The 24965-nt window shown below is 64.9% G+C and carries 20 protein-coding genes; 9 read left to right on the top strand and 11 right to left on the bottom strand.

Translation table 11 applies throughout. The annotated features are described in order from the left end of the window. Window positions 1-125: 125 nt before the first annotated feature. Window positions 126-2009, bottom strand: a complete 1884-nt coding sequence (locus K8U54_RS21660) for a methyl-accepting chemotaxis protein (RefSeq protein ID WP_249907740.1) — start codon at window positions 2007-2009, stop codon at window positions 126-128. 280 nt (window positions 2010-2289) lie between these two features. On the opposite strand from K8U54_RS21660, the gene K8U54_RS21665 reads away from it, so the two are divergent. Next, on the top strand, window positions 2290-7158 hold the full coding sequence (locus tag K8U54_RS21665; RefSeq protein ID WP_249907741.1) for an NAD-glutamate dehydrogenase: 4869 nt from the start codon (window positions 2290-2292) through the stop codon (window positions 7156-7158). An 83-nt stretch (window positions 7159-7241) separates the two neighbouring features. Here the strand turns inward: K8U54_RS21665 and K8U54_RS21670 are convergent, their stop codons facing one another. Both K8U54_RS21670 and K8U54_RS21675 read right to left on the bottom strand, forming a co-directional pair. Continuing rightward, the gene (locus K8U54_RS21670; protein WP_434059968.1) at window positions 7242-8240 is read right to left on the bottom strand and encodes an alpha/beta fold hydrolase; all 999 of its coding nucleotides are present in this window, start codon (window positions 8238-8240) and stop codon (window positions 7242-7244) included. A gap of 85 nt (window positions 8241-8325) precedes the next feature. Beyond that, the gene (locus K8U54_RS21675; RefSeq protein ID WP_249907742.1) at window positions 8326-9189 is read right to left on the bottom strand and encodes a DUF6685 family protein; all 864 of its coding nucleotides are present in this window, start codon (window positions 9187-9189) and stop codon (window positions 8326-8328) included. A 166-nt stretch (window positions 9190-9355) separates the two neighbouring features. Here K8U54_RS21675 and K8U54_RS21680 point away from each other — a divergent pair, with 166 nt between their 5' ends. Together K8U54_RS21680 and K8U54_RS21685 are read left to right on the top strand one after the other, a co-directional pair. Further along, window positions 9356-9577 carry a DUF2835 domain-containing protein gene (locus tag K8U54_RS21680; RefSeq protein ID WP_192425470.1) on the top strand — a complete coding sequence of 74 codons (222 nt, stop codon included), beginning with the start codon at window positions 9356-9358 and terminating at the stop codon, window positions 9575-9577. Window positions 9578-9884: 307 nt separating this feature from the next. Next, complete coding sequence (locus K8U54_RS21685) at window positions 9885-10907, top strand: quinone-dependent dihydroorotate dehydrogenase (protein ID WP_249907743.1); 1023 nt, start codon at window positions 9885-9887, stop codon at window positions 10905-10907. Window positions 10908-11003: 96 nt separating this feature from the next. Here K8U54_RS21685 and rmf read toward each other — a convergent pair whose 3' ends face one another. Beyond that, complete coding sequence (gene rmf / locus K8U54_RS21690; RefSeq protein WP_073268316.1) at window positions 11004-11219, bottom strand: ribosome modulation factor; 216 nt, start codon at window positions 11217-11219, stop codon at window positions 11004-11006. A gap of 424 nt (window positions 11220-11643) precedes the next feature. On the opposite strand from rmf, the gene rlmKL reads away from it, so the two are divergent. Next, on the top strand, window positions 11644-13890 hold the full coding sequence (rlmKL, locus tag K8U54_RS21695; protein WP_249907744.1) for a bifunctional 23S rRNA (guanine(2069)-N(7))-methyltransferase RlmK/23S rRNA (guanine(2445)-N(2))-methyltransferase RlmL: 2247 nt from the start codon (window positions 11644-11646) through the stop codon (window positions 13888-13890). A gap of 75 nt (window positions 13891-13965) precedes the next feature. Here the strand turns inward: rlmKL and dacB are convergent, their stop codons facing one another. Beyond that, window positions 13966-15444: a D-alanyl-D-alanine carboxypeptidase/D-alanyl-D-alanine endopeptidase gene (dacB, locus tag K8U54_RS21700; RefSeq protein WP_249907745.1), complete on the bottom strand. Its 1479-nt coding sequence runs from the start codon at window positions 15442-15444 to the stop codon at window positions 13966-13968. Between the two features lie 210 nt (window positions 15445-15654). Between dacB and K8U54_RS21705 the strand changes: the two genes are divergently transcribed. Then, entirely contained in the window at window positions 15655-15999 is a 345-nt protein-coding gene (locus K8U54_RS21705; protein ID WP_249907746.1) for a YggL family protein, read from the top strand. A gap of 52 nt (window positions 16000-16051) precedes the next feature. Here K8U54_RS21705 and K8U54_RS21710 read toward each other — a convergent pair whose 3' ends face one another. The 6 genes from K8U54_RS21710 to K8U54_RS21735 form a co-directional block, all read right to left on the bottom strand. After that, window positions 16052-17164, bottom strand: a complete 1113-nt coding sequence (locus K8U54_RS21710) for an FUSC family protein (protein WP_249907747.1) — start codon at window positions 17162-17164, stop codon at window positions 16052-16054. Window positions 17165-17166: 2 nt separating this feature from the next. Beyond that, window positions 17167-18498 carry a deoxyguanosinetriphosphate triphosphohydrolase gene (locus K8U54_RS21715; RefSeq protein ID WP_249907748.1) on the bottom strand — a complete coding sequence of 444 codons (1332 nt, stop codon included), beginning with the start codon at window positions 18496-18498 and terminating at the stop codon, window positions 17167-17169. Between the two features lie 113 nt (window positions 18499-18611). Beyond that, window positions 18612-19766, bottom strand: coding sequence for an EAL domain-containing protein (locus K8U54_RS21720; RefSeq protein ID WP_249907749.1), 1155 nt, complete (start codon window positions 19764-19766; stop codon window positions 18612-18614). Between the two features lie 82 nt (window positions 19767-19848). Next, window positions 19849-20178, bottom strand: a complete 330-nt coding sequence (locus K8U54_RS21725; RefSeq protein WP_249907750.1) for a hypothetical protein — start codon at window positions 20176-20178, stop codon at window positions 19849-19851. Beyond that, window positions 20175-20561: a phage holin family protein gene (locus K8U54_RS21730; protein ID WP_249907751.1), complete on the bottom strand. Its 387-nt coding sequence runs from the start codon at window positions 20559-20561 to the stop codon at window positions 20175-20177. Before K8U54_RS21730 ends, K8U54_RS21725 begins: the two co-directional genes overlap by 4 nt. A gap of 12 nt (window positions 20562-20573) precedes the next feature. After that, window positions 20574-20903 carry a DUF883 family protein gene (locus tag K8U54_RS21735; RefSeq protein WP_249907752.1) on the bottom strand — a complete coding sequence of 110 codons (330 nt, stop codon included), beginning with the start codon at window positions 20901-20903 and terminating at the stop codon, window positions 20574-20576. Between the two features lie 367 nt (window positions 20904-21270). Here K8U54_RS21735 and K8U54_RS21740 point away from each other — a divergent pair, with 367 nt between their 5' ends. From K8U54_RS21740 to K8U54_RS21755, 4 genes are all read left to right on the top strand, one after another. Next, complete coding sequence (locus K8U54_RS21740; RefSeq protein WP_249907753.1) at window positions 21271-22479, top strand: ammonium transporter; 1209 nt, start codon at window positions 21271-21273, stop codon at window positions 22477-22479. Between the two features lie 97 nt (window positions 22480-22576). Further along, the gene (locus K8U54_RS21745) at window positions 22577-23701 is read left to right on the top strand and encodes a DUF5610 domain-containing protein (RefSeq protein ID WP_249907754.1); all 1125 of its coding nucleotides are present in this window, start codon (window positions 22577-22579) and stop codon (window positions 23699-23701) included. A gap of 57 nt (window positions 23702-23758) precedes the next feature. Further along, the gene (locus tag K8U54_RS21750) at window positions 23759-23995 is read left to right on the top strand and encodes a glutaredoxin family protein (RefSeq protein WP_249907755.1); all 237 of its coding nucleotides are present in this window, start codon (window positions 23759-23761) and stop codon (window positions 23993-23995) included. Between the two features lie 82 nt (window positions 23996-24077). Further along, window positions 24078-24965 (top strand): chemotaxis protein CheV, encoded by an 888-nt coding sequence (locus tag K8U54_RS21755; protein ID WP_249907756.1) that lies wholly within the window; start codon window positions 24078-24080, stop codon window positions 24963-24965.

Genomic DNA, 24965 nt, shown 5'->3' on the forward strand with positions numbered 1-24965 from the left:
GCGACGAACCCCGCTCGTCAGGGCCGCCCATGATAATCGAAGGCAGGGGGGTTAAGCCATGCGAGCTGGATACAGCCTGTGACCCGGTCGCCAGCCGCCTACCGGAGCAGGCGGCCGGCACCGGCTCAGGCGATACGGAACTGGCCGGCGCTGTGGTTGAGCGCCTCGACCTGGCGCGACAGGCCCTGGGTGTGTTCGTCCAGGCTCAGGCGCAGGGTCTTGGTTTTGCCGGTGTGCAGGTTGATGTCCTCGACCTTGGCGGCGATCTCCTCGGTGGTGCAGGAAATCTGCTCGATGGCCACCACCACCTGATTCATCTCCGCACTCAGGTGTTCCATGGAGCCGGTGATGCCGCCGATGGCCTGGGCCACTTCAGCGGAACTGCGCTCGCCCTGCATCGCCAGGTCGAGGCCGCTGTTCATCAGCTGGTCGATCTGCTGGGTCTGCTGGCGCAGTTCGTTGACGATCACTGCGATATCGGTGGTCGCCGCCACGGTCTTCTGGGCCAGGGAGCGCACTTCATCGGCGACCACCGAGAAGCCACGGCCGGCCTCGCCAGCCCGGGCCGCCTCGATGGCGGCGTTGAGGGCCAGCAGGTTGGTCTGGTCGGCCAGGCCGTTGATCACGTCGATGATGCTGGTGACTCGGGTGCTCGACTGACTGAGGGCGCTGACCTGGGCGTGGCTGTCCTGGATCAGCCGCGAGAGGCAGCGCATGTTGTCGGCGCTGGCATTGATCACCGAGGCGCCGTTGCGCGCCGACTGGTAGGCCGCCTGGGTGGCATTGCCGACGTCGGTGGTGCGCTGGGCCATCTCGTGGACGGTGGCGGAAATCTGCTGGGAAGCCGAGGCGGCCTGCTCGGTCTGCATCTCCACCTGGGTGCTGTTCTCCTCGAGGCGGCGCATGGCGTCGTTGAGGTAGCTGTGCAACTGGTTGAGCTGCTGGTTGCCGTCGAGCACCTGGCGAATCACCCCGGCGATGCCCTGGGTCATCTGGTTCGAGGCGCTGCCCAGTTGGTTGAATTCGTCACGGTGGTTCTGGCCGACGTCGATCCGCGCGGTGAGATTGCCCGCCGCGACCTGGGCGAGCAGGCGGTTGACCCGCTCCAGCTGCGCCATCAGGAGGCGCGACGCACGGCCCAGGGTGAGCAGCATGAACAGCGACACCAGTACGAAAGTCAGGCCCATGGCCCAGTTGGCGGTGCTGCGCGCCTGCTCGGCCTGGCGAGTGGCGTTGGCCAGCAGGTTCTGTTGCAGATGAACGCCCTGGGCTTCGATGCTGTTCTCGATCTGCCGGCCCTGGTCGGACAGGTGCCTCTCGGTGGCGGCGATGCGCTGGATCATGGCATCCGCGGCGGCGAAGTCCGCGCTGTAGGCGGCCACCGCCTTGCCGACCTGGCTGTCCTGCCATTCCAGTTCGACGATGCGCGCCTGTAGGTCGGCCAGCGCCGTGCGCACACGCTCGGCATAGGTCCCGTCGAAGGTGGCCAGGTAGTCACGCTGGTTGCTCAAGGCTTCGGCGATCGATGCCTGGATCAGGCTGATGCTCACCCGCTCGAGGCCCTTGCCGCTCTCGGCGAGCCTGGCGCGCTGTCCGTCGAATGGCGTCAGGCCCAGCTCGTGGGACTGTTCCAGCCAGCTGTGCTGCAGGCGGATATCTTCCTGCAGCAGCTCGTCGATCTGCCGGGAGCTGCCGATGACGGCATCGTCACCCAGGCCCGCAGCGCGCTCGGCGTAGTGTCGAGAACGCGTGGCCAGCGCGGTGAGGTCGTCCTGAAAGCGCGTTTCGTCGTCGGGCGTGAGACGTCGCCGTTCGGCGCCCAGCTTGAGCCACTGGTTCATCAGGGCGGCCGAGGCGCCGGCATAGGCCGTGGCGTTTTCCCTGGCCTGCAGGGCGTTGCCGAGGGTCTGGCTGGCCCAGAAGGAGGCGGCCGTCATCAGCGCCAGGCTGGAGAGGGTAATCAGGATCAGCAGGCGAAACTTCTGCTTCCAGGAGAGGAACAGTGGCATGGGCGGTGTCCGGTTGGCTTTATTTTTATTGACGCCAGACTCTAGGCGCTGTGCCACTACAGTGCAAGCAGTTGTACGATGTCTGCCGTGATGCAGGCGGTGTGAACGAAAATGTCGCTGCACCGCAAGCGTGCACCGCACCTGGCTCGTTAAGCTCGTCGGGCGCCTGTGACCGGCGCGTCATTGCGTATCGGGTAGCGTTTGCAGGTAGCCGGTCTAAGGTTGAACTACGTACGGAAACAACAATCGCACTTACCAAGCCTACAGACGGAGTACAAGCATGGCGTTCTTCACCGCGGCCAGCAAAGCCGACTTCCAGCACCAACTGCAAGCGGCCCTGGCGCAGCACGTCAGCGAGCAGGACCAGCCACAAGTGGCCCTGTTCGCCGAACAGTTCTTTGGCATCATCGCACTCGAAGAGCTGACTCAGCGGCGACTCTCCGACCTCGTTGGCTGTACCCTTTCTGCCTGGCGCCTGCTGGCCCAGTTCGACCCCGCCCAGCCCCAGGTTCGCGTCTTCAACCCCGATTATGAAAAGCACGGCTGGCAGAGCACCCATACCGGCATCGAGGTGCTGCACCCGGACATCCCGTTCCTGGTCGACTCCGTGCGTATCGAACTCAAGCGTCGTGGCTACAGCATCCATACCCTGCAGAACAGCGTGCTCAGCGTGCGCCGCGATGCCCAGGGCGCGTTGCTCGAACTGCTGCCCAAGGGCAGCACGGGCGAGGGCGTCAGCCGCGAGTCGCTGATGTTCCTGGAGATCAACCGCTGCGCCAGCAACGTCGAGATCAAGTCACTGCAGAAGACCCTGCTCGACGTCCTCGAGGAAGTGCGCCTGAGCGTGGCCGACTTCCAGCCGATGAAGGCCAAGGCCCAGGAACTGCTGGGCAAACTGGGTGACGGCACCTTTGGTCATGGCAGCGCCGACCCGGCCGAGCTGGAAGAGATCAAGGTATTTCTCGCCTGGCTGCAGGACAACCATTTCACCTTTCTCGGCTACGAGGAATTCACCGTTCACGACGCCGTCGATGGCGGCCACCTGCAGTACGACGAAGGCTCGCTGCTGGGCCTGTCCAAGCGCCTGCGCAGCGGCCTGAGCAAGGACGACCTGCATATCGAGCCCTATGCGCTGGCCTACCTGCGCGAGCCGACCCTGCTGTCGTTCGCCAAGGCTGCGCAACCGAGCCGCGTGCACCGCCCGGCCTACCCGGACTTCGTCTCCATCCGCGAGATCGACGCCACCGGCAAGGTGGTCAAGGAATGCCGCTTCCTCGGCATCTACACCTCGACCGCCTACAGCGAGAGCGTGCGCGATATTCCGTATATCCGCCGCAAGGTCGCCGAGGTCGAGAAGCGCTCCGGGTTCATTTCCCAGGGCCACCTGAGCAAGGAGCTGGTCAAGGTTCTCGAAGTGCTGCCGCGCGACGACCTGTTCCAGACGCCGGTCGACGAACTGGCCAGCACGGCGCTGTCGATCGTGCAGATCCAGGAGCGCAACAAGGTCCGCCTGTTCCTGCGCTTCGACCCCTATGGCCGCTTCGTCTATGCGCTGGCCTACGTGCCGCGGGACATCTATTCCACCGAAACCCGCCTGCGTATCCAGCAGGTGCTGGTCGACCGCCTGCAGGCCAGCGACTGCGAGTTCTGGACCTACTTCTCCGAGTCGGTGCTGGCCCGGGTGCAGTTCATCCTGCGCGTGGACCCGAAGAACAAGCTGGACATCGATCCCCAGCAGTTGGAGCGCGAAGTCGTCCAGGCCTGCCGCTCGTGGACCGACGACTACGCCGCCCTGGCCGTGGAGAACTTCGGCGAAGCCAAGGGCACCCGCGTACTCACCGATTTCCCGAAAAGCTTCCCGGCCGGTTACCGCGAGCGCTTCGCGCCGCACTCGGCGGTGGTCGACATGCAGCACCTGCGCAGCCTCTCCGAGGAACGCCCGCTGGTGATGAGCTTCTACCAGCCATTGGTGCCGGGCGAGCGTCAACTGCACTGCAAGCTGTACCACGCCGATACGCCGCTGGCGCTGTCCGACGTGCTGCCGGTGCTGGAGAACCTCGGCCTGCGCGTACTGGGCGAATTCCCGTATCGCCTGCAGCACCAGAACGGCCGCGAATTCTGGATCCACGATTTCGCCTTCACCTACCCCGAAGGCATCAAGCTCGACATCCAGCAGCTCAACGACACCCTGCAGGACGCCTTCGTGCACATCGTGCGCGGCGACGCCGAGAACGACTCCTTCAACCGCCTGGTGCTGACCGCCGGCCTGGCCTGGCGTGACGTGGCCCTGCTGCGCGCCTATGCCCGCTACCTGAAGCAGATCCGCCTGGGCTTCGACCTGGGCTATATCGCCAACACGCTGCTCAACCATGCCGATATCGCCCGCGAACTGGTGCGCCTGTTCAAGACCCGCTTTTACCTGGCGCGCAAGCTCAGCGCCGACGACCTGAACGACAAGCAGCAGAAGCTCGAGCAGGCCATTCTCGGCGCCCTGGACAACGTCGCGGTGCTCAACGAAGACCGCATCCTGCGTCGCTACCTGGACCTGATCAAGGCCACCCTGCGCACCAACTTCTACCAGCCCGACGCCCTGGGCGAGGTAAAGAACTACTTCAGCTTCAAGTTCAACCCGAGCGCGATTCCCGAACTGCCACGGCCGGTGCCGAAGTTCGAGATCTTCGTTTACTCGCCGCGGGTCGAAGGGGTGCACCTGCGCTTCGGCAACGTGGCCCGTGGCGGCCTGCGCTGGTCGGATCGCGAAGAGGACTTCCGGACCGAAGTGCTCGGTCTGGTCAAGGCCCAGCAGGTCAAGAACGCGGTGATCGTGCCGGTCGGCGCCAAGGGCGGTTTCGTGCCGCGGCGCCTGCCGGTGGGCGGCGGCCGCGACGAGATCCAGGCCGAGGCCATCGCCTGCTACCGCATCTTCATCAGTGGCCTGCTGGACATCACCGACAACCTCAAGGAAGGCGAGGTGGCGCCCCCGGCCAACGTGGTACGCCACGACGCCGATGACCCCTATCTGGTGGTCGCCGCCGACAAGGGCACCGCGACCTTCTCCGACATCGCCAACGGCATCGCCAACGAATACGGCTTCTGGCTCGGCGATGCCTTCGCCTCGGGCGGTTCCGCCGGTTACGACCACAAGGGCATGGGCATCACCGCCAAGGGCGGCTGGGTCTCGGTGCAGCGTCACTTCCGCGAACGCGGCATCGACGTGCAGAAGGACCTGACCACCGTGATCGGCATCGGCGACATGGCCGGTGACGTGTTCGGCAACGGCCTGCTGCTGTCCGAGTCGCTGCAACTGGTGGCCGCCTTCAACCACCTGCATATCTTCATCGACCCGAACCCGGATGCCGCGCGCAGTTTCGTCGAGCGCAAGCGCCTGTTCGACCTGCCGCGTTCGAGCTGGGCCGACTACGACGCGTCGCTGATCTCCCAGGGCGGCGGCATCTTCCTGCGCAGCGCCAAGAGCATCGCCATCAGCCCGGAGATGAAGGCGCGCTTCGATATCCAGGCCGACAAGCTGGCGCCGACCGAGCTGCTCAACGCGCTGCTCAAGGCGCCGGTGGACCTGATCTGGAACGGTGGTATCGGCACCTACGTCAAGTCCAGCCGCGAGAGCCATGCCGACGTCGGCGACAAGGCCAACGACGTGCTGCGCGTCGACGGCCGCGAGTTGCGCGCCAAGGTGGTGGGCGAGGGCGGCAACCTGGGCATGACCCAGCTCGGCCGCGTCGAGTATGGCCTGGGTGGCGGTGCCAGCAACACCGACTTCATCGACAACGCCGGTGGGGTGGACTGCTCCGACCACGAGGTGAACATCAAGATCCTGCTCAACGAGATCGTCACCGCCGGCGACATGACCGGCAAGCAGCGCAACACGCTGCTCGCCGAGATGACCGAGGACGTCGGCAATCTGGTACTGGGCAACAACTACAAGCAGACCCAGGCGCTGTCGCTGGCCGAGCGCCGTGCCCGGGAACGCCAGGGCGAGTACAAGCGCCTGATGGCGGCGCTGGAAGCCTCCGGCAAGCTGGATCGCGCCCTGGAGTTCCTGCCCAGCGAGGAAGAACTCAACGAGCGCGCCACCAAGGGCCAGGGGCTGACCCGTCCCGAGCTGTCGGTGCTGATCTCGTACAGCAAGATCGAACTGCAGGAAGCGCTGATCAAGTCCGATATCGCCGATGACGAGTACCTGTCGCGCGAGATGGAAACCGCCTTCCCGGCGCGCCTGGCCCAGGAGTATGGCGAGGCCATGCGCCGCCACCGCCTCAAGCGCGAGATCGTCAGCACGCAGATCGCCAACGATCTGGTCAACCACATGGGCATCACCTTCGTGCAGCGTCTGAAGGAATCCACCGGGGTGGGTTCGGCCCAGGTTGCCGCGGCCTATGTCGTGGTGCGTGACGTCTTCCACCTGCCGTTCTGGTGGCGGCAGATCGAGGCCCTCGACAACCAGGTGCCGGCCGACCTGCAGCTGACCATGATGGACGAGCTGATGCGTCTGGGCCGCCGCGCCACGCGCTGGTACCTGCGCAGCCGCCGCAACGACCTGGATGCCGCCCGTGACGTGGCGCACCTCGGCCCGCGGGTCAAGGCGCTGGCCATGCGCCTGGACGAGCTGCTTGAAGGTCCGGCCCGTGACGAGTGGATGGCGCGCTACCAGACCTACGTCGAGGCCGGGGTGCCGGAGCTGCTGTCCCGGGTGGTCGCCGGCACCGGCCACCTGTACACGCTGTTGCCGATCATCGAGTCGGCGGACCTCACCGGTCGCGAGCCGACCGAGGTGGCGGCTGCCTACTTCGCGGTGGCCGACGCGCTGGACCTGTCGTGGTACCTGCAGCAGATCAGCGGCCTGAGCGTGGAAAGCAACTGGCAGGCCCTGGCCCGCGAAGCCTTCCGCGACGACCTGGACGCACAGCAGCGCGCCATCACCGTGTCGGTGCTGCAACTGGCCAACGGGCCGGAGTCGATCGAAGCGCGGGTGGAGATGTGGCTGGAGCAGAACCGCCGGCTGGTCGAGCGCTGGAAGGCCATGCTCGCCGAGCTGCGTGCCGCCACCGGCAGCGACTACGCCATGTACGCCGTGGCCAACCGCGAGCTGAGCGACCTGGCGCAAAGCCAGTTGCCGGTGCTGCCGGCTTGATCTGAGCTAAGCGCTGGAAACGAAAACGCCCCGACCTGTTCGGGGCGTTTTCATATCTGTCGTGGGCTCTGCGTTGATACCGCTCAGGGCTGTCGCTGGAGTCCTTCGAGCAGTGCCTTGTGGAAGCGCTCGGGCTCCTGGATCTGTGGCGAATGGCCAAGGTCGGCGAAGGTCACCAGGGTCGCATCGGGAATGCGTTTGGCCGTGGCCGGGCCCAGTGCCTTGTAGTTGCCCAGCTTGCTGCGCAGCGCTGCGGGCGCTGCGTCCTTGCCGACGGCGGTGTTGTCCTGCTCGCCGATCAGCAACAGCGTGGGCATCCGCAGTTCGGAGAACTCGTAGACCACCGGCTGGGTGTAGACCATGTCGTAGGTCAGCGCCGAGTTCCAGGCAACGATCTCCTTGCCGTCACCCTTGAACATGCCGGCCTGCATGTCGACCCAGCGATCGAACTCGGGCCGCCACTGGCCGGCGTAGTAGGTGTTCTTCTGGTAGTTGCGGCTGGCCTCGGCGGTGGTTTTCAGTTCGCGCTGGTACCACTGATCGACGCTCAGGTAAGGCACGCCGAGGGTCTTCCAGTCCTCCAGGCCGATCGGGTTGACCATTACCAGTTGCTCGACCTGCTCGGGGTAGAGCAGGGCGTAGCGGGTGGCGAGCATGCCGCCCATGGAATGGCCCATGACGGTCACCTTGTCGACGCCGATCTGTTCGAGCAGCGCATGGGTGTTGCTGGCCAGTTGCTGGAAGCTGTACTGGTAATGCGCCGGCTTGCTGGACTTGCAGAAGCCCACCTGGTCCGCCGCTACCACGCGGTAGCCCGCCTTGGTGAGCGCCTCGATGCTGCCCTCCCAGGTCGCCGCGCAGAAGTTCTTGCCGTGCATCAGCAGGATGGTGCGGCCATTGGCCTTTTCCGGTTGCACGTCCATGTAGGCCATCTGCAGCGAATTGCCTTGCGACTCGAAGTTGAAACGTTTGACTTCATGGGGGTAGTCGAAACCCTGCAGCTCGGCGCCATAGCGCGGTGTTTCGGCAGCAAGGGCAGGCAGGCTGCCTGCGATCAGCAAAGAAGCGAGGGCAATGCGCACGATGGTGCTCCAGACGAATAGGGGAGCAAAGACTGACCCGTGATCGGCGCACGCGTCTCGATGAAGTGGTTACAAAACCTGTCGGTCAGCCCAGTTCCCGCACGTAACGCAGCATGTCCGGGGCGCCGGCGTGAAGCAGGCCCTCACCCAGCGCACAAGCCTGGGGCGAATGCTTGGGCAGCAACAGGAATTCCGGCGAGCCAGGGGTGCGCAGCAGGCTCAGGCGCGCGTAGGGCACCTCGTGCTCCATCAGCAGCTGCATGAAACGGGCATCGCTCCAAGCCGCGCAAGGCATCGCCAGGGCGTGGTAGCGCTGTTCCAGATCGTGCAGGCCATCGGCGCTGATGCGGTAGTAGGTGATGTGCGCCGGCAGGGTGATTTCCAGGCCGCGCAGCCGCGCGTAGGCCACTGCGCTGGCAAAGGCTTCCGGATGGCCATCGCCGGCCCAGAACAGCCGCTCGCCGCGCCACTGGGCGTGAAACAGTTCGAGGCGCTGATGCGGATAGTCCGGCAACGCCTTGCCCAGGTGCTTGAGGAAGTCGCGATAGCTGATGATGCGAATCTGCCGGCAGGCTTCGCTGGCCGCATAATCCTCGAGGCTGCCGTAGCTGCCGTCGCAATGCACGAGGCTGTCGACCAGGCGCAGGTCGAACTGCTGCAGATGGCGATGTTCGACCTCGATGAGCCGGGTCAGGGCGGCATGGGCTTCGGCCTTGTCTTCCTGCACCGGGCCGGACAGGGCTCCACGCGGCAGATCCTTGAGGCGCTGCAGGGGCGGGCCGCCAAGCCAGCAGATGTTGTCGGCAAAGGTGGGGATCGCGGAGAACGGCAGCTGCAACTGGCTGGCGCGTTCGAAAATGGGCTTGCAGCCACGACCAAGCAGGCCAACACGCTGGGCCAGGGCGGCCAGGCGCGAGGAGAGAGGGCTGGGCTGTTCAGGCAGGCTCATGGCAGCTCGTGTACGTCGGTGTGCCAGGCGCAGTGTGGCAGAGCCGGCAATGACTTGCACGACCCCACGTACAGAATGTCCTGCGAGTGGCCGAAATGCCTGGGCGTGACGCGTGCAGCACCCCTGAGTGTGGCAGAATCCGTTCATTCACCTGCAAGGAGCCTCCATGGCCAGCCTGGTTCTGGATATCGCATTACCCGCAGACCGCGTGCAGGCGATCTATCAGGGGCGGGCCAACCGCATTCAGGCGCTCAGCCGCGATGGACGCCGGGTCAGCATCCCGGCCCACCATTTTCGACCGTTTCTGACCCATGCGGGTATCCATGGTTCCTTCGAGCTGCAATTCAACGATGCCGGTGAACTGCTGAGCCTTCGGCGCTTGCCCTGAGAACCTGCTGATAATCTTTTCAACCTAGGTTCGTCGATCTTGGCAGCTAAGTGGCGCAAGCAGCCGGTGAGCAAAGGTTGTGGGAGAGGCTTTAGCCTCGAGTTCTTTGCGCCTAGTCAGGCACATCGGGGCTAAAGCCCCTCCCACAAAAGCAGCCGCTTCGAATGGCCGCTTCTGCCTTGCAGTTGACACTTCTTGCCTATCTGGCTCGCGACACCGTTAACCGGCTCTAATCCTCGCTAGTCGCAGCCTTGGCCGGCTATAATTCGCGCCTTTCGATTTCGCCACTGCCGAGCTAAGCCTGCCCATGTACAACCTGGCCCGCGAGCTGCTGTTCAAACTGTCCCCGGAAACTTCCCACGAGCTGTCCATCGATCTGGTCGGCGCCGCTGGCCGCCTGGGCCTGGCCGGCCGGCTGTGCAAGGCGCCGAGCAGCCTGCCGGTGACGGTCATGGGGTTGCAGTTCGCCAACCCGGTGGGCCTGGCCGCGGGCCTGGACAAGAACGGCGATGCCATCGATGGTTTCGCGCAGCTGGGCTTCGGCTTCGTGGAGATCGGCACCGTCACCCCACGGCCGCAGCCGGGCAATCCCAAGCCGCGCCTGTTCCGCCTGCCCGAGGCCGAGGCGATCATCAACCGCATGGGCTTCAACAACCATGGCGTCGACCACCTGCTGGCCCGCGTGCAGGCGGCCAAGTACCGCGGCGTGCTGGGCATCAACATCGGCAAGAACGTCGATACCCCGGTCGAGCGTGCAGTGGACGACTACCTGATCTGCCTGGACAAGGTCTATGCCCATGCCAGCTACGTCACCGTCAATGTCAGCTCGCCGAACACGCCGGGGCTGCGCAGCCTGCAGTTCGGCGATTCGCTCAAGCAACTGCTCGATGCCCTGCACAAGCGCCAGAACGAACTGGCCCTGAGCCACGGCCGCCGTGTGCCGCTGGCGATCAAGATCGCCCCGGACATGAGCGACGAGGAAACCGTGCAGGTCGCCGCGGCGCTGCTGGAAAGCGGCATGGATGCAGTGATCGCCACCAATACCACGCTGAGCCGCGAAGGCGTCGAGAACCTGGCGTTCGCCAACGAGGCCGGCGGGCTTTCCGGTGCCCCGGTGCGCGACAAGAGCACCCACACGGTGAGCGTGCTGGCAGGCGAACTGGGTGGGCGGTTGCCGATCATCGCGGCCGGTGGCATCACCGAGGGTCGCCATGCGGCCGAGAAGATCGCCGCAGGCGCGAGCCTGGTGCAGATCTACTCGGGCTTCATCTACAAGGGGCCGGCGTTGATTCGTGAGGCGGTGGACGCCATCGCGGCAGCGCGGCGTTGAATCCCAGGCAATAAAAAGGGCTCCCTGAGGGAGCCCCTGGGCTTGCGCCCGCCGCTCGGATGGAGCGTGCTTGGTGAAGTCGGTAGGTCCCTGGCGTTAGCCGACAGCGCGAAGTTCGTTAAGTCGATGAATACCGGCAGTGCCGGTCAAACCGTCCCAGTTGTCACCGCGGCCTTCACGCCAGCCATTGAGCCAGGCTTGACGCACGGACGGAAGAGTGAAAGGACACAGCTCGCGGGATTTACCACTGATACCGTACTGATAGCCGCGCAAAAATGCTTTTTCTAACGGATCACGCTTAAGTCTTCTCATAGGGTGTTGCCCTCACTTGTTGACTGTTTATGTCCCGTAGACCTCCAGGAGGTCAGGCAGATGGTCTGCCGTTGGAGTCCGCTGCCGGCGTCGCGAGCCTCCATGTGCCATCGTCGTTGCGACGACGGCCTGGGTAGATTTCTATCGAATGCACGATGCGGTGTGAATGATCGATTTGTCATAAGGACGTAACGCTTTCGAGGGTGAGGCCATAAGCTCCTGGCGCGGTGGCTGCCCTGGTAGCTGAAACCCGCGCCAGCAGCGGCTTGGGTCGGATTTGCTGGTGTTTTGCCATCCTGAATGGCTATCGATTGCAGCTGCTATTTATTCGGACGAAGGGTCGCATTGCGACTTCTTGTCACTTATTTTTGGTTGCCCCCACCATTGGGCCAACCCATTACCGCCTTCGGGCACTGGATCTATGATGTCGGAGCAAAACGAACTCTTCCTCACCTGCCCCAAGGGGCTCGAAGGCCTGTTGCTCGAGGAAGCCAAGGCGCTCGGCCTGATTGAGCCCCGCGAGCACACTTCGGCCATTCGTGGCATGGCCAGCATGGAAACCGCCTACCGGCTGTGCCTGTGGTCGCGCCTGGCCAACCGGGTGCTGCTGGTGCTGGCGCGCTTTCCGGTGCGCGATGCCGAGTCGCTCTACCAGGGCGTGCTCGACATCGACTGGTTCGAGCACCTGGAGCCGAGTGGCTCCCTGGCGGTGGAGTTCAGTGGCCATGGCTCGGGCATCGACAACACCCATTTCGGCGCCCTGAAGGTCAAGGACGCCATCGTCGACAAGCTGCGCCAGGCCGACGGTACCCGCCCCTCGGTAGACAAGCTCAACCCCGACCTGCGCGTGCACCTGCGCCTGGATCGCGGCGAAGCGATCCTGTCCCTGGATCTCTCCGGCCACAGCCTGCACCAGCGCGGCTATCGCCTGCAGCAGGGGGCGGCGCCGTTGAAAGAGAACCTGGCGGCGGCCGTGCTGATCCGCGCCGGCTGGCCGCGCATTGCCGCCGAGGGCGGCGCCCTGGCCGACCCGATGTGCGGCGTGGGCACCTTTCTGGTCGAGGCGGCGATGATCGCCGCCGATATCGCGCCGAACCTGGCGCGCGAGCAGTGGGGCTTCAGCAACTGGCTCGGCCATGTGCCGGCCACCTGGACTCGCCTGCGTGCCGAGGCCGAGGAGCGCGCTGCCGCGGGCCTGGCCAAACCACCCTTGTGGATCCGTGGTTACGAAGCCGATCCGCGGCTGATCCAGCCGGCGCGCAACAACATCGATCGCGCCGGGCTGAGCGACTGGATCAAGGTCTACCAGGGCGAAGTGGCGACCTTCGAGCCGCGCCCGGACCAGAACCAGAAAGGCCTGGTGATCAGCAACCCGCCCTATGGCGAGCGCCTGGGCGACGAGGCGAGCCTGCTGTACCTCTACCAGAACCTTGGTGAGCGCCTGCGTCAGGCCTGCATGGGCTGGGAGGCGGCGGTATTCACTGGCGCGCCCGACCTGGGCAAGCGCATGGGCATTCGCAGCCAAAAGCAGTACGCGTTCTGGAACGGCGCCTTGCCGTGCAAATTGCTGCTGATCAAGGTGCAGCCCGAGCAGTTCGTCACCGGCGAGCGGCGCACACCGGAACAGCGTGAGCGCGAACGGGAGCAGAGCGAGCTGCAGGCCGAGGCGCCCAAGCTCAATCGCAACGGCAACCCGATCAAGCCGGCCGCCGCGCCGGTCGAGCAGGCACGCCTGAGCGAGGGCGGGCAGATGTTCGCCAACCGCCTGCAGAAGAACCTCAAGCAGCTCGGCAAATGGGCGCGCCGCGAAGGCGTCGACTGCTACCGCCTGTACGATGCCGACATGCCCGAATACGCCCTGGCCGTGGATCTGTACCACGACTGGGTGCACGTGCAGGAATATGCCGCGCCGCGCTCGATCGACCCGGAAAAGGCCCAGGCGCGCCTGTTCGATGCCCTGGCGGCGATTCCCCAGGCCCTGGGCATCGACAAGAGCAAGGTGGTGATCAAGCGGCGCGAGCGGCAGAGCGGTACCAGGCAGTACGAGCGCCAGGCGGCCCAGGGCCAGTTCATGGAGGTGAAGGAGGGCGGCATCAAGCTGCTGGTCAACCTTACCGACTACCTGGATACCGGCCTGTTCCTCGACCACCGCCCGCTGCGCCTGCGCATCCAGAAAGAGGCGGCCGGCAAGCGCTTCCTCAACCTGTTCTGCTACACCGCCACGGCCAGTGTGCACGCGGCCAAGGGCGGCGCGCGCAGCACCACCAGCGTCGACCTATCGAAGACCTATCTGGACTGGGCGCGGCGCAACCTGTCGCTCAACGGCTTCTCGGACAAGAACCGCCTGGAGCAGGGCGACGTGATGAGCTGGCTGGCCGATGACCGTGGCGAGTACGAACTGATCTTCATCGACCCGCCGACCTTCTCCAACTCCAAGCGCATGGAAGGGGTGTTCGACGTGCAACGCGACCACGTGCAGTTGCTGGACATGGCCATGGCGCGTCTGGCGCCGGGCGGCGTGCTGTACTTCTCCAACAACTTCCGCAAGTTCCTGCTCGACGAGCAGCTGCCGGCACGTTATCGGGTCGAGGAGATCACCGGCGAAACCATCGATCCGGATTTTGCGCGCAATGCCAAGATCCATCGTGCCTGGAAAATCATGGCCAAGTGACGCCGGTACGCTAGCGTAGCGATACCCAGGAGGGCTTCCCGGGTGTCGCTGCGCTCGACTCGTGCTCCTTCAGCGCTATCGGGCGGTGCCCTTCGGCTGTTTGTAGAGGTCGAGCAGCACCTGGTCGAGAATCACCGAGGCGCCCCAGGGTTTCGGGTCGTTGAGGATGGCCACCACCGCCCAGCTGTTGCCGTTGCTGTCGCGGCTGAAGCCGGCGATGGCGCGCACGTTGTTGAGGGTGCCGGTCTTGATGTGCGCCTGGCCGGCCATTGGCGTGTTGCGCAGGCGTTTGCGCATGGTGCCGTCCAGCGCGACGATCGGCATCGAGCTGATGAACTCGGCGGCAAAGGGGCTCTTCCAGGCCGCCTCGAGGATGCGGCCCATTTCCCGGGCACTGATACGTTCGGCGCGGGACAGCCCGGAGCCGTTTTCCATGACCAGTTGCGGGGCGGTGATGCCCTTGCGCGCCAGCCAGGCGCGGATCACCCGTTGCGCGGCGTGGGCGTCGTCGACATCCGCTTCGTTGCGGTTCTGCGCACCGATGCTGAGGAACAGCTGACGGGCCATGGTGTTGTTGCTGTACTTGTTGATGTCGCGGATGATCTCCACCAGGTCTGGCGAGAAGGCACGGGCCAGCAGGGAGGCGCTCTTCGGCACTTCGGCCTGGCGGTCCTTGCCCATGATGCTGCCGCCCAGCTCACCGAAGATCGCCCGTACCGCGCCGGCGGCATAGGCGGGGTGATCGAGCAGCGACAGGTAGGTCTGGGCGCTGCAGCCGTCGGTCAGCTGGCCGGTGACGATCACCCGGGTACCGTCGAACTCCTTGACCGGGTTGTAGCGCACGTCCGGCCAGGCCGGGCATTTGCCGGCCTTGAGCACCTTGACCTGATTGTCCAGGGTCAGCCCGGCCAGGGGCGGCTCGGCGGCGACGGTGACCTTGCCGTTCTCGGCGCGGGCGATGAAGCGCAGCGCCTTGAGGTTGACCAGCAACGAGTCGGGGGTGACCAGATAGGGCTTGTTGGCATCGCCGCCGTCGTCGTTGAAGGCGGGCAGGTCCGGTTGCACGAAGTGGCTGCGGTCGAGCACCAGATCGCCGGTCACCTGGCGCACGCCGTTGGCACGCAAGTCGCGCAGCATCAGCCAGAGCTTTTCCATGTTCAGCTTGGGATCGCCGCCGCCCTTGAGGTACAGGTTGCCGTTGAGCACGCCGTCCTTGAGCTGGCCATCGGTGTAGAACTCGGTCTTCCACTGGAAGGTCGGGCCGAGCAGCTCGAGGGCCGCGAAGGTGGTGATCAGCTTCATGGTCGAGGCCGGGTTCACCGACACGTCGGCATTGAAAATGGTGCCATTACCCGGGCCGTTGAGCGGCAGGGTCACCACCGACAGCGACTGTTGACCGATCTTGTTGGCCTTCAGGCTCTTGGCAACGCTTTCCGGAAGTGTGGCGCTGGTGGCTGCATAAACCGGCAGGGTGGTGGGCAGAACGAGGCAGGCGAGGGCCAGAGGGCGGAGGATGCGCAACCTCCGCACGGCAGGTACAACGGAAAATCGCATTACGAGCTCCCACAGCGGTTTGGGACAATGCCGCGCATTATGCCCCATCACCAGGCCGGCAAGGGCCGGTGATCGCGGGATTTTATGGCCGGCGATCCGCTGACGGTCGTCGTGGCGATGGCAGCGGTGGATTTTTCGTCGGCCGGCGGGCATCGCCGCCTCTAAACTGGTAGAGTGCCGCGCGTTATCACTCTGCAAGGATCTATACCCATGGCTACCAATCGTTCCCGTCGTCTGCGCAAGAAACTCTGTGTGGACGAGTTTCAGGAGCTGGGTTTCGAGCTGAACCTGAACTTCAAGGAAGACCTGAGCGACGAAGCGGTCGATGCCTTCCTCGATGCCTTCCTGAGCGACGCGATGAACGCCAACGGCCTGGGCTATGTTGGCGGCGACGACTACGGCCTGGTGTGCCTGGCCAAGCGTGGTTCGGTCAGCGAAGAACAACGGACCGCCGTGGAAGCCTGGCTCAAGGGCCGTTCCGAGCTGGTCGATTTCAGCGTCAGCCCGCTGCTGGACGTGTGGTACCCGGAAAAAGAGATCAACTCGGCTTCCTGATCCACGACAAAGGGCCTCGTTCGAGGCCCTTTTCTTTTGTACCTGCCCTGGGTCATTCGTCGTTCATTGCCTGTGTTTCCGGTTGCTGCGCCGGCGCTTGCTCGTCTGTTGCCGCGGTGCGTAGCCTGGCGGCGTTGCGGTTATCCAGCCATTGGCGCAGGCCGTGCATCAACAGGGCGATGAACAGCGTCAGCAGGATACCCAGGGTGACGTTGAACAGCCGTACCTGCGGGAGGTGCCAGTCCTTGGCCAGGCTCTCGGCCAGGAGCACGAAGCAGACCGTCGTCTGCAGCACGAACAGCCCGTAGTGGTTGGCCTGCAGGGCGCGGCTGAGCATGATCAGCGGCAGCATGATGGCGACCATCAGCGGTGGGCTCTGCAGGCTATGGCCGAACAGGATCAGCAGGCCGGCGGCGCCGAGACTGGCCATGCTCGCCTGCAGTGCCCGCACCAGGCTGCCGCGAAATTCCAGCTGCAAGGTGGTGACCACCGCCAGGGTCAGCCAGTAACCGCGCTGCAGGTGCGCCAGGTTGACGATCAGGCCGGCCAGGGAAACCGCCACCGTGCAGCCCAGGGCATACAGGCCCCACTGCTGGCGGGACTGGCGCCCGGCGTGGCGGCGCAGCACCTTGAGCAGGCTGATCAGGCGCGGCATGTGTGGCCACATGCGCAGGCCATGCAGGCCGCGCAAGCCGAATGCCAGCAGCATCACCCAGAGCCCGCCGAGCATGAACAGCATGGCGATGGCGTTGGGGTTGTTCAGCATGCTGCTGCCGTATTGGCCTTGGCCCAGGCACAGGCACACCGTCAGGCCGATACCCAGTTTGCCGGTTTCGGTGCCAAAGCGCTGCAGCCAGGCCAGCAGCAGGCCGAAGCCGGCGAACAGCGACAGGCTGATCAGCGGGTGGGTCGCCGACCAGAAGCCCAGCCCGGCACTGCAGGCACCCAGGCCGGTGAGCAGCAGCATGCGCAACATGCCGAAGCGGTGCAGCGGATTGGCCTGGGCCGCCTGGAAGGCGCCGACCGACGCCCACAAAAATCCCGGGTGGGCGCTGAACAAACCAAGCAGCAGTGGCAGCGCGCAACCCAGGCCGGCGACCACCGCCGGCCCCCAGGCGGGTGGCCCGGCGTGCCAGCTGAACAGCTGCCTGAATACCTGGCGCATCGTCAGACCGGGCTCGAGCGACCGGTCATTTCCCGCGCCATTTCGGTGGCGTAGCTGTCGGTCATGCCGGCGATGAAGTCGATCATGCGCAGGAACGAGCGGTACAGCGGCCAGTGCGGGTCGGGGGCGTTATGGCCCAGCAGGTCGAGGATACGCCGGTTCTTGAATGACGGCGTGCGCCCGCCGTGTTGCTCCAGCGCCGCGCCGCAGAAGGCGTTGAGGAGAATTTCCAGGGTGGTGTAGGCACCGATCTCGTGCAGCGTCTTGCGCTTGTCCTGAAAGATCTTCTCGCGGGCCATGGCCTTGGCCGCTTGCACGCAGTGCTTGGCCGGGCCGTGCATATGCTCGACCAGGTCGCCTTCCAGGCGGCCGGCCAGCAGGCTGGACTGCTGCTCGACGAAGGCCTGGGCGGCCGAGTTGGTCAGGTGCTCGATGGCCTTGCCACGCAGGATCGCCAGCTTGCGCCGACGCGAGTCGTGCGGGCCGAGCTGGCGGTAGGTTTCCGGCAGGTCGTCGCCGACCAGGTCGAGCAGCAGGGACTCCACCTCGGCGTAGTCGAGCAGCTCCATTTCCAGGCCATCTTCCAGGTCGATCAGACCGTAGCAGATGTCGTCGGCCGCCTCCATCAGGTAGACCAGGGGATGGCGCGCCCAGCGCTGCTCCTCGAGCTGCGGCAGGCCCAGTTTGCTGGAGATCTGCTCGAGCAGCGGCAGCTCGCTCTGGTAGCAGCCGAACTTGTGCTTTTTATAGCCCAGTGCCTCGGCATGCCGTGAGGTCCAGGGGTACTTCAGGTAGGCGCCGAGGGTGGCATAGGTCAGCCGCGTGCCGCCATCGAACTGGTGATACTCCAGCTGGGTGAGCACGCGAAACCCCTGGGCGTTGCCTTCGAAGCTGAGAAAGTCGCCGCGCTCGGCGTCGCTCATGGCGTCCAGCCAGCCACGCCCGGCGGCCTGCTGGAACCAGTGGCGAATGGCGTCTTCGCCGGAGTGGCCGAACGGCGGGTTGCCGATGTCATGGGCCAGGCAGGACGACTGCACCACCATGCCCAGGTCGCTGGGTGCGCACCAGGCCGGCAGTTCGCCGCGCAGCATCTCGCCGACACGCATGCCCAGGGAGCGGCCCACGCAGCTGACCTCCAGGGAATGGGTCAGGCGGGTATGGATATGGTCGTTGCTGGATACCGGATGCACCTGGGTCTTGCGGCCCAGCCGGCGAAAGGCACCGGAGAAGATGATCCGGTCGTGATCCTTGTGGAAGGGGCTGCGGCCCAGTTCATCGGCGCTGGGCGACGGTTTACCGAGACGTTCACGGGTGAGCAGTGTTTGCCAGTCCAAGCGTGCTTCCTTTACCGGAGACGACGGTGCGGGCACGGTCTCGCCAGGCGAGCCGTGCACGCGGATGCCCGCTAGCTTCCCTGTTCGTCCGAGCAACTGCAAGGCCACATCCACTAAAGTCCATTGGCGTCGATGTCGACCAGCAGCAGGCGGCTGCCGTTGTCGATGAACTGCCCGGCGGTCAGGCAGTACTGGTTGGTGGTGGCGTCGCGGTAGGTATTGGACAGGATCAGACGGCGCTCTTCCCAGCCTTCGGCGAGCAACTGGTAGAAGTAGGGGCGCCATGACCAGTTGTGGCCCAGGTAGCGATCATCGGCCTGCCAGGCGCCGTTGCGCCACTCCAGGTTGGGGGTGACCTGGGTGCCGTGGCGGTCGCATTGGTACAGGCGGATCAGCCAGGGATACGCGCCTGGCGTGACCTGCGGCGCCAGCCCTTCGGGACTGTGCTTGAACTGCGTGAACAACTCGGCAAGCTGGCGGCGCAAGGTCATCAGCTGCATGCGGTCGGCGAGTTTCTTGTGCACGTAGGCGTTGCGCAGCCTGGCGAAGCATTCGACGAACGCACTGCTGGCGAAGAAGTCGAGCTCCGGCTTGGCGAACAGATAACCTTGCACGTAGCGTGCGCCACACTCGAGGGCAAACTCCAGTTCGGCTTCGGTCTCCACCCCTTCGGCGATGATCCAGCAGCCGGTCTTCTCCGCCATCATCGCCAGCGCCTTGACCACTTCACCGCTGGGCCCGCCACGGGCCGCCTCCTGGAACAGGCGCATGTCCAGTTTGAGGATGTCGGGGCGCAGGGCCAGAACGCGGTCGAGCTGCGAGTAGCCGGCGCCGAAGTCGTCGATGGCGATACGTACCCCGGCCTCGCGATAACGGGCTGCCACGGCCGCCAGGCGCTGGCTGGCGCCGCCCAGTTCGGTGATCTCGAACACCACGCGGCTGGGATCCACGCCACTGCTCGCCAGTTGCCTGAGGCTCGGCAACGCCTGTTGCGGACGCAGGCGGGCAATCCAGCGCGGAGAGATGTTGACGCTCAGAAACCAGTCCAAGGGCGCATCGTGAAAGCGCGCGAACGCCTGCTCGCGAACGGCTCGGTCAAGCCTGCGTAGGGCTGCGGCGGGCGTTTTCGGATCGGCGAACAGCGGCCCGGCGGAATGCAGGTGGCCCCGGGCGTCGCGCAATCGCGCCAGCGCCTCGACGCCGGCAATCTGTCCGGTAGCGGTATCGATAAAGGGTTGGAAGACGGCGGTAGGTTGACCGTCGAGCACCGGGCACATCCTTAGTGATAGGGGCGGGGGCCGGGATATGACCTGGCCTTTAGCGCCATTTCTAGCAATAAGGTAGCCAGTTTTACGCTTGATCGGGTTTTTCTGCTGGCTTTTCGCTTGTATCCCGAGGTGCGCGTTTGCGCAGGTCAGGAAAGGCGGCAAGTGCCATGCGCAGCCAGCGGCGCCATTGGCCCCCGCGCATGCCCAGTACCGTCAGCGCGAACACACCACCGGTGATCCAGATTGGTGCGTTGCTCTTCTTGAGTTCCTCGCGCCACTGTGTGCCCAGGTCCTTGGCTCGTTGCAGCGGCTCGAGCATGACCAGGGTTTCATGACGAATTTCCTGGCGATGCATTTCCAGGCGCAGCCGCAGCATGGTCTTGCGCAGTTCCCTGGTGCTTTTGTCGGTCATGGCAGCAGTTGCTCGCGATCACGGGCCAGTTCTTCGAGGCTGGCGCTGAAGGGCGCCGGCGCATTGCGCATGCGCTGTACCAGGTGCCAGCCGCAAACCAGCAGGCCTGCTGCATAGAAGAGGCAGAGCAGGGTGATGACCAGAATACGGTGGGTGTCCCAGAAGCCGATCAGCAGGGCGGCGGAAAGGCCGACGATCAGCAGGAGGCCGAACAGGATGCACAGGCCGGTCAGGATCAGCAGAGTGACGGTGCGGGCCTGCTGTTCCTTGATCTCTTCGCTGAACAGCGCCACATGGCCATGGACCAGCCCGAGCAGCGCACCGGCCAGGCGCCGTGGCGAAGGGCCGCGGCTGGTAGGTGCTGCTGTCTGGCTGTCATCCATGGGCTGTCCTGATCAACGTCGGCTAATGAGCATGCCGATCAGTATACCAATGCCGGCGGCAATGCCGATGGTCTGCCACGGGTGGGTCTGCACGTAGTCCTCGGTCGCGCCGGCCACTGCACGGCCACGCTGGACTACGGTGTCTTCGGTGTTCTTCAGCGTGGTGCGCGCGCGGCCCAGGCTGTCGCGGATCTGCGCACGCAGCTCTTCGGCCTGATCGCCGACCAGGCTGGCGGAGTGTTGCAGCAGGGTTTCGGTGTCACGGACCAGTGCCTGGAATTCTTCGAGCAACTCTTCCTTGTTGGCGGGAGCTGCGGGGCGCGGGGGAAGTGGGCGGGCCATTGATCAATCTCCTGTAGGTATGAGGCGGTGTAAGGGGTTCGAGTAGCGCTCCCTTGGCAGGTTCACTCTATCTGCCGGGATAGGCGCGGCGACCCCGCGGAGGGCACAGGCATTGCATTGTCGAGCCGCGAGGCTGAGCGAGATGCATGGTTATGGTGCTCGGCCGCTTTCCAGGCATTTGCCTGGTGCCCTATTAAATCGTTGATAAACAAAGAATAAGTTCAGAAAGAGCACGGCGACGGTGCGCCATGATGCCGCTACGCTCCCAATGGGGGCGCAGCGCAATGCGATGGAGTGCTTGTTAATGGTGCTAATGCCGGCCTGGTGTTCCTTTTTGGTGCTTTTTCGCTGCGGAGTCTGTGCTTCGATGCAAACCCTCGACAGTGCCGTGCAAACCCTGATCCACGGTTCCAACACGCTTTTCATCCTGATCGGCGCCATCATGGTTCTGGCCATGCACGCCGGCTTTGCCTTTCTCGAGGTCGGCACCGTACGGCAGAAGAACCAGGTCAATGCGCTGTCGAAGATCCTCTCGGACTTCGCCATCTCGGCCATCGCCTATTTCTTCATCGGCTACTGGATCGCCTATGGGGTGAGCTTCCTGCACCCGGCCGCGGTGCTGGTCGAGGGCAATGGTTATGGGCTGGTGAAGTTCTTCTTCCTGTTGACCTTCGCCGCGGCGATCCCGGCGATCATTTCCGGCGGCATTGCCGAGCGCGCACGCTTCGGCCCGCAGCTGTGCGCCACCGCCCTGATCGTCGCCTTCGTCTACCCGTTCTTCGAAGGCATGATCTGGAACGGCAACTTCGGCTTCCAGCCATGGCTGCAGGCGCGGTTCGGCGCGCCGTTCCACGATTTCGCCGGCTCGGTGGTGGTGCACGGGGTCGGCGGCTGGCTGGCCTTCGCCGCGGTCGTGCTGCTGGGCCGTCGTGATGGCCGCTATCGGGATGGGCGCCTGGTGGCCATGGCACCGTCGAGCATTCCGTTTCTGGCGCTGGGCTCCTGGGTGCTGATCATCGGCTGGTTCGGCTTCAACGTGATGAGCGCCCAGACCTTGGGCAGCATCAGCGGGCTGGTGGCCGTCAATACCCTGATGGCGATGGTCGGCGGCACCCTGGCAGCGTTGATCGTCGGTCGCAACGATCCGGGCTTCCTGCACAACGGCCCGCTGGCCGGGCTGGTTGCCATCTGCGCCGGCTCCGACCTGATGCATCCAGTGGGCGCATTGGTCACCGGCGCCATCGCCGGCGCGCTGTTCGTCTGGGCGTTCACCGCGACGCAGGTGAAATGGAAGATCGATGACGTGCTCGGTGTCTGGCCCCTGCATGGCTTGTGCGGCCTGTGGGGCGGCATCGCCTGCGGCATCTTTGGCCAGCCGTTGTGGGGTGGCCTGGGCGGTGTGAGCCTCACCAGTCAGCTGGTTGGCAGTCTGGCCGGCGTGGCTGTGGCCCTGCTCGGCGGCTTTGTGGTCTATGGCCTGCTCAAGCTGCTGGTGGGCATTCGCCTGAGCCAGGAGCAGGAGTATTACGGCGCCGACCTGTCGATCCACAGGATCGGTGCGGTTAGCCAGGATTGAGCGTGTTTACCGTTGGGTCGATTGTTTGAAAGCCGGCCCTAAACTTTCGTCGAGGGCTGCCGTCAACCTTGGACATGCTCCGTTTCGGTGACTTGCCATGGCTATTTCCATCCCGCTGTCGACCAACACGACAGGCCGCTCGCCCCAACTCGGCGGCCAGCCCACCATTCGCAATGCGGCCGATGCCCAGGCCGCGCTGTCCAACCGCCTGGCTGAGCGCCTCGGCCTGCCGCCAGGCTCGCTGACGGCCAAGCAGGACGACTTCTCCCCGGAGAAAGTCGCCGATCGTGTGCTGGGCTTCGTCGAGCAGCGCCTCAAGAGCGAGGCGGCATCGGGGGCCAGCCCCGAGAAGCTGCAACAGCTCCTCGATCAGGCCCGTTCCGGCGTACAGAAGGGTTTCGACGAGGCGCGCAAGATGCTCGATGGCATGGGCATGCTCAAGGATAAAGTCGCCACCGACATCGACGACACCTTCAAGCGCATCGAGCAGGGGTTCGCCGGGCTCGACAAGCTCTACGGTGCCGTACCGGCCACCGGCGGCAACGGCGGCGTCACGCCGACCTCCAGCGACCGTTTCGCCGCGGTGGCGGAAAGCTTCGAACTCAACATCACCACCCGTGACGGCGACCGCCTGCGCGTGTCGGTTGCCCAGGCCTCGGCAGCCTGGTCGCGCACCGAAGGTGCCGGCAGCCAGTCCGGCAGCCTGCAGATCGGCGGCTGGCAGGTGGAGGTCGAGGGTGAGCTGGATGATGAGGAAAAGGCCGCCCTGGGGAAACTCTTCAACCAGGTGCAGGATCTGTCCAATTCCTTCTATTCCGGCGATATGGCCGGGGCCTTCGACCGCGCCATGGCGCTGGACATGGACAGCTCGCAACTGGCCTCCATGTCGCTGCGCCTGACCCAGACCAGCGTACGCCAGGCCACCGATACCTACGGGGCGGTCTCCAATCAGGGTGGGCAGCCAGCCAGCGCGACCAACGGCGCGCTTACCGATTACGCCCAGAGCCTGCTCGATGCCCTGCGCACGGCGGATGCCTGGGTCAGTGACGGCAAGGGGCTGCTGCAGGACCTGCTCAAGGGTGGGTTCTCGCTGGACGAGCGGTTCGATGCCGGGCGCCTGGAAAAGGCCGAGCAGCTCAACGGGCGCCTGCTCGATGGCGTGCAGGGCCTGCTGGGCTCGACGCTGGCGCCGCAAGGCGATCAGGACGGCGAGAAGGCCTGAGCAGGCCGCTCGAGGTGATAGACTTTGCGCTCTGTCACCTCGCAGGCCGCTTCGACCATGCTTCCTGAATGCCAGCTACTCGGCACCCTGGGCTGTCACCTCTGTGAATACGCCGAGGCCGTGCTGATGCCTTTCGTGGAAAACGGTCTGCTGGTCGAGCTGGTGGATATCGCCGATCAGCCCGGGCTGCTGGAGCGCTACGCATTGGTGATTCCCGTGCTGCGGCGCACCGACACCGGCGGCGAACTGCACTGGCCGTTCGACGCGCCGCAGGTTGCCGCGTTTCTGGGTTGACCGACTGCCGCTAGAGCAATGAGCCGGGCGCCATGCCGCCGGGCCACTTTATTTCGTTTTCTGTTGGATGGGGGATGCGGGTATGAACATGGTGCTTGGCGACGCGCTGTCGCTGCTGCTGTTTCGTTTGCACAACGGTCGCCTGTTGGGCATCAACCTGCTCAAGGTCAATGAGATCATTCCCTGTCCCGCCCTGACCAAGATGCCCAGTCGGCACCCCCATGTGCGTGGCGTGGCAACCTTGCGGGGCTCGGCACTGACGGTCATCGACCTGGCCCGGGCGATCGGCGAACGTGGCGGCAGCGATGCCGGTGAAGGTTGCCTGATCGTCACTGAGCTGAGTCGCTCGCGACAGGGTCTGCACGTGCACAGTGTCGAGCGTATCGTGCAGTGCTCGACGCGCGATGTGCGTCCGCCTCCCTCGGGTGCCGGCACGCGCGCCTTCATCACCGGGGTGACCCAGATCGACGGCACCATCGTGCAGATTCTCGATATCGAGAAAGTGCTGCATGAAATCGCCCCGGCACCGCTCGAAGAGGTCGGCGAGCAACTGCTGAGCGCGGACGAGCAGCGATTGCTGCAGGGCCGCCGCGTGCTGGTGGTCGACGATTCCCAGGTGGCCCTGCAGCAGACGCTGATCACCCTGCGCAAGCTCGACCTCGATTGCCAGGCGGTGCGCAGCGCTGCCAGCGCCCTTGAAGTATTGCGAGCGGCACGGGAGGAGGGGCGGCCCGTCGAGGTGCTGGTTTCGGATATCGAAATGCCGGAGATGGATGGTTACGCCCTGGTCCAGCAGATCCGCAAGGACGCCCAGCTCGGCGAAACCTATGTGCTGCTGCACACCTCGCTGGACAGCACCATGAACACCGAGAAGGCCCGTGCCGTCGGCGCCAACGACGTGCTCACCAAGTTCTCCAGCGTCGACCTCAGTCACGCGCTGTTGCGTGCCTTTCAGCGCCTGCAGGGCTGA

This window comes from Pseudomonas fulva, assembly GCF_023517795.1.
GTDB lineage: Bacteria > Pseudomonadota > Gammaproteobacteria > Pseudomonadales > Pseudomonadaceae > Aquipseudomonas > Aquipseudomonas fulva_D.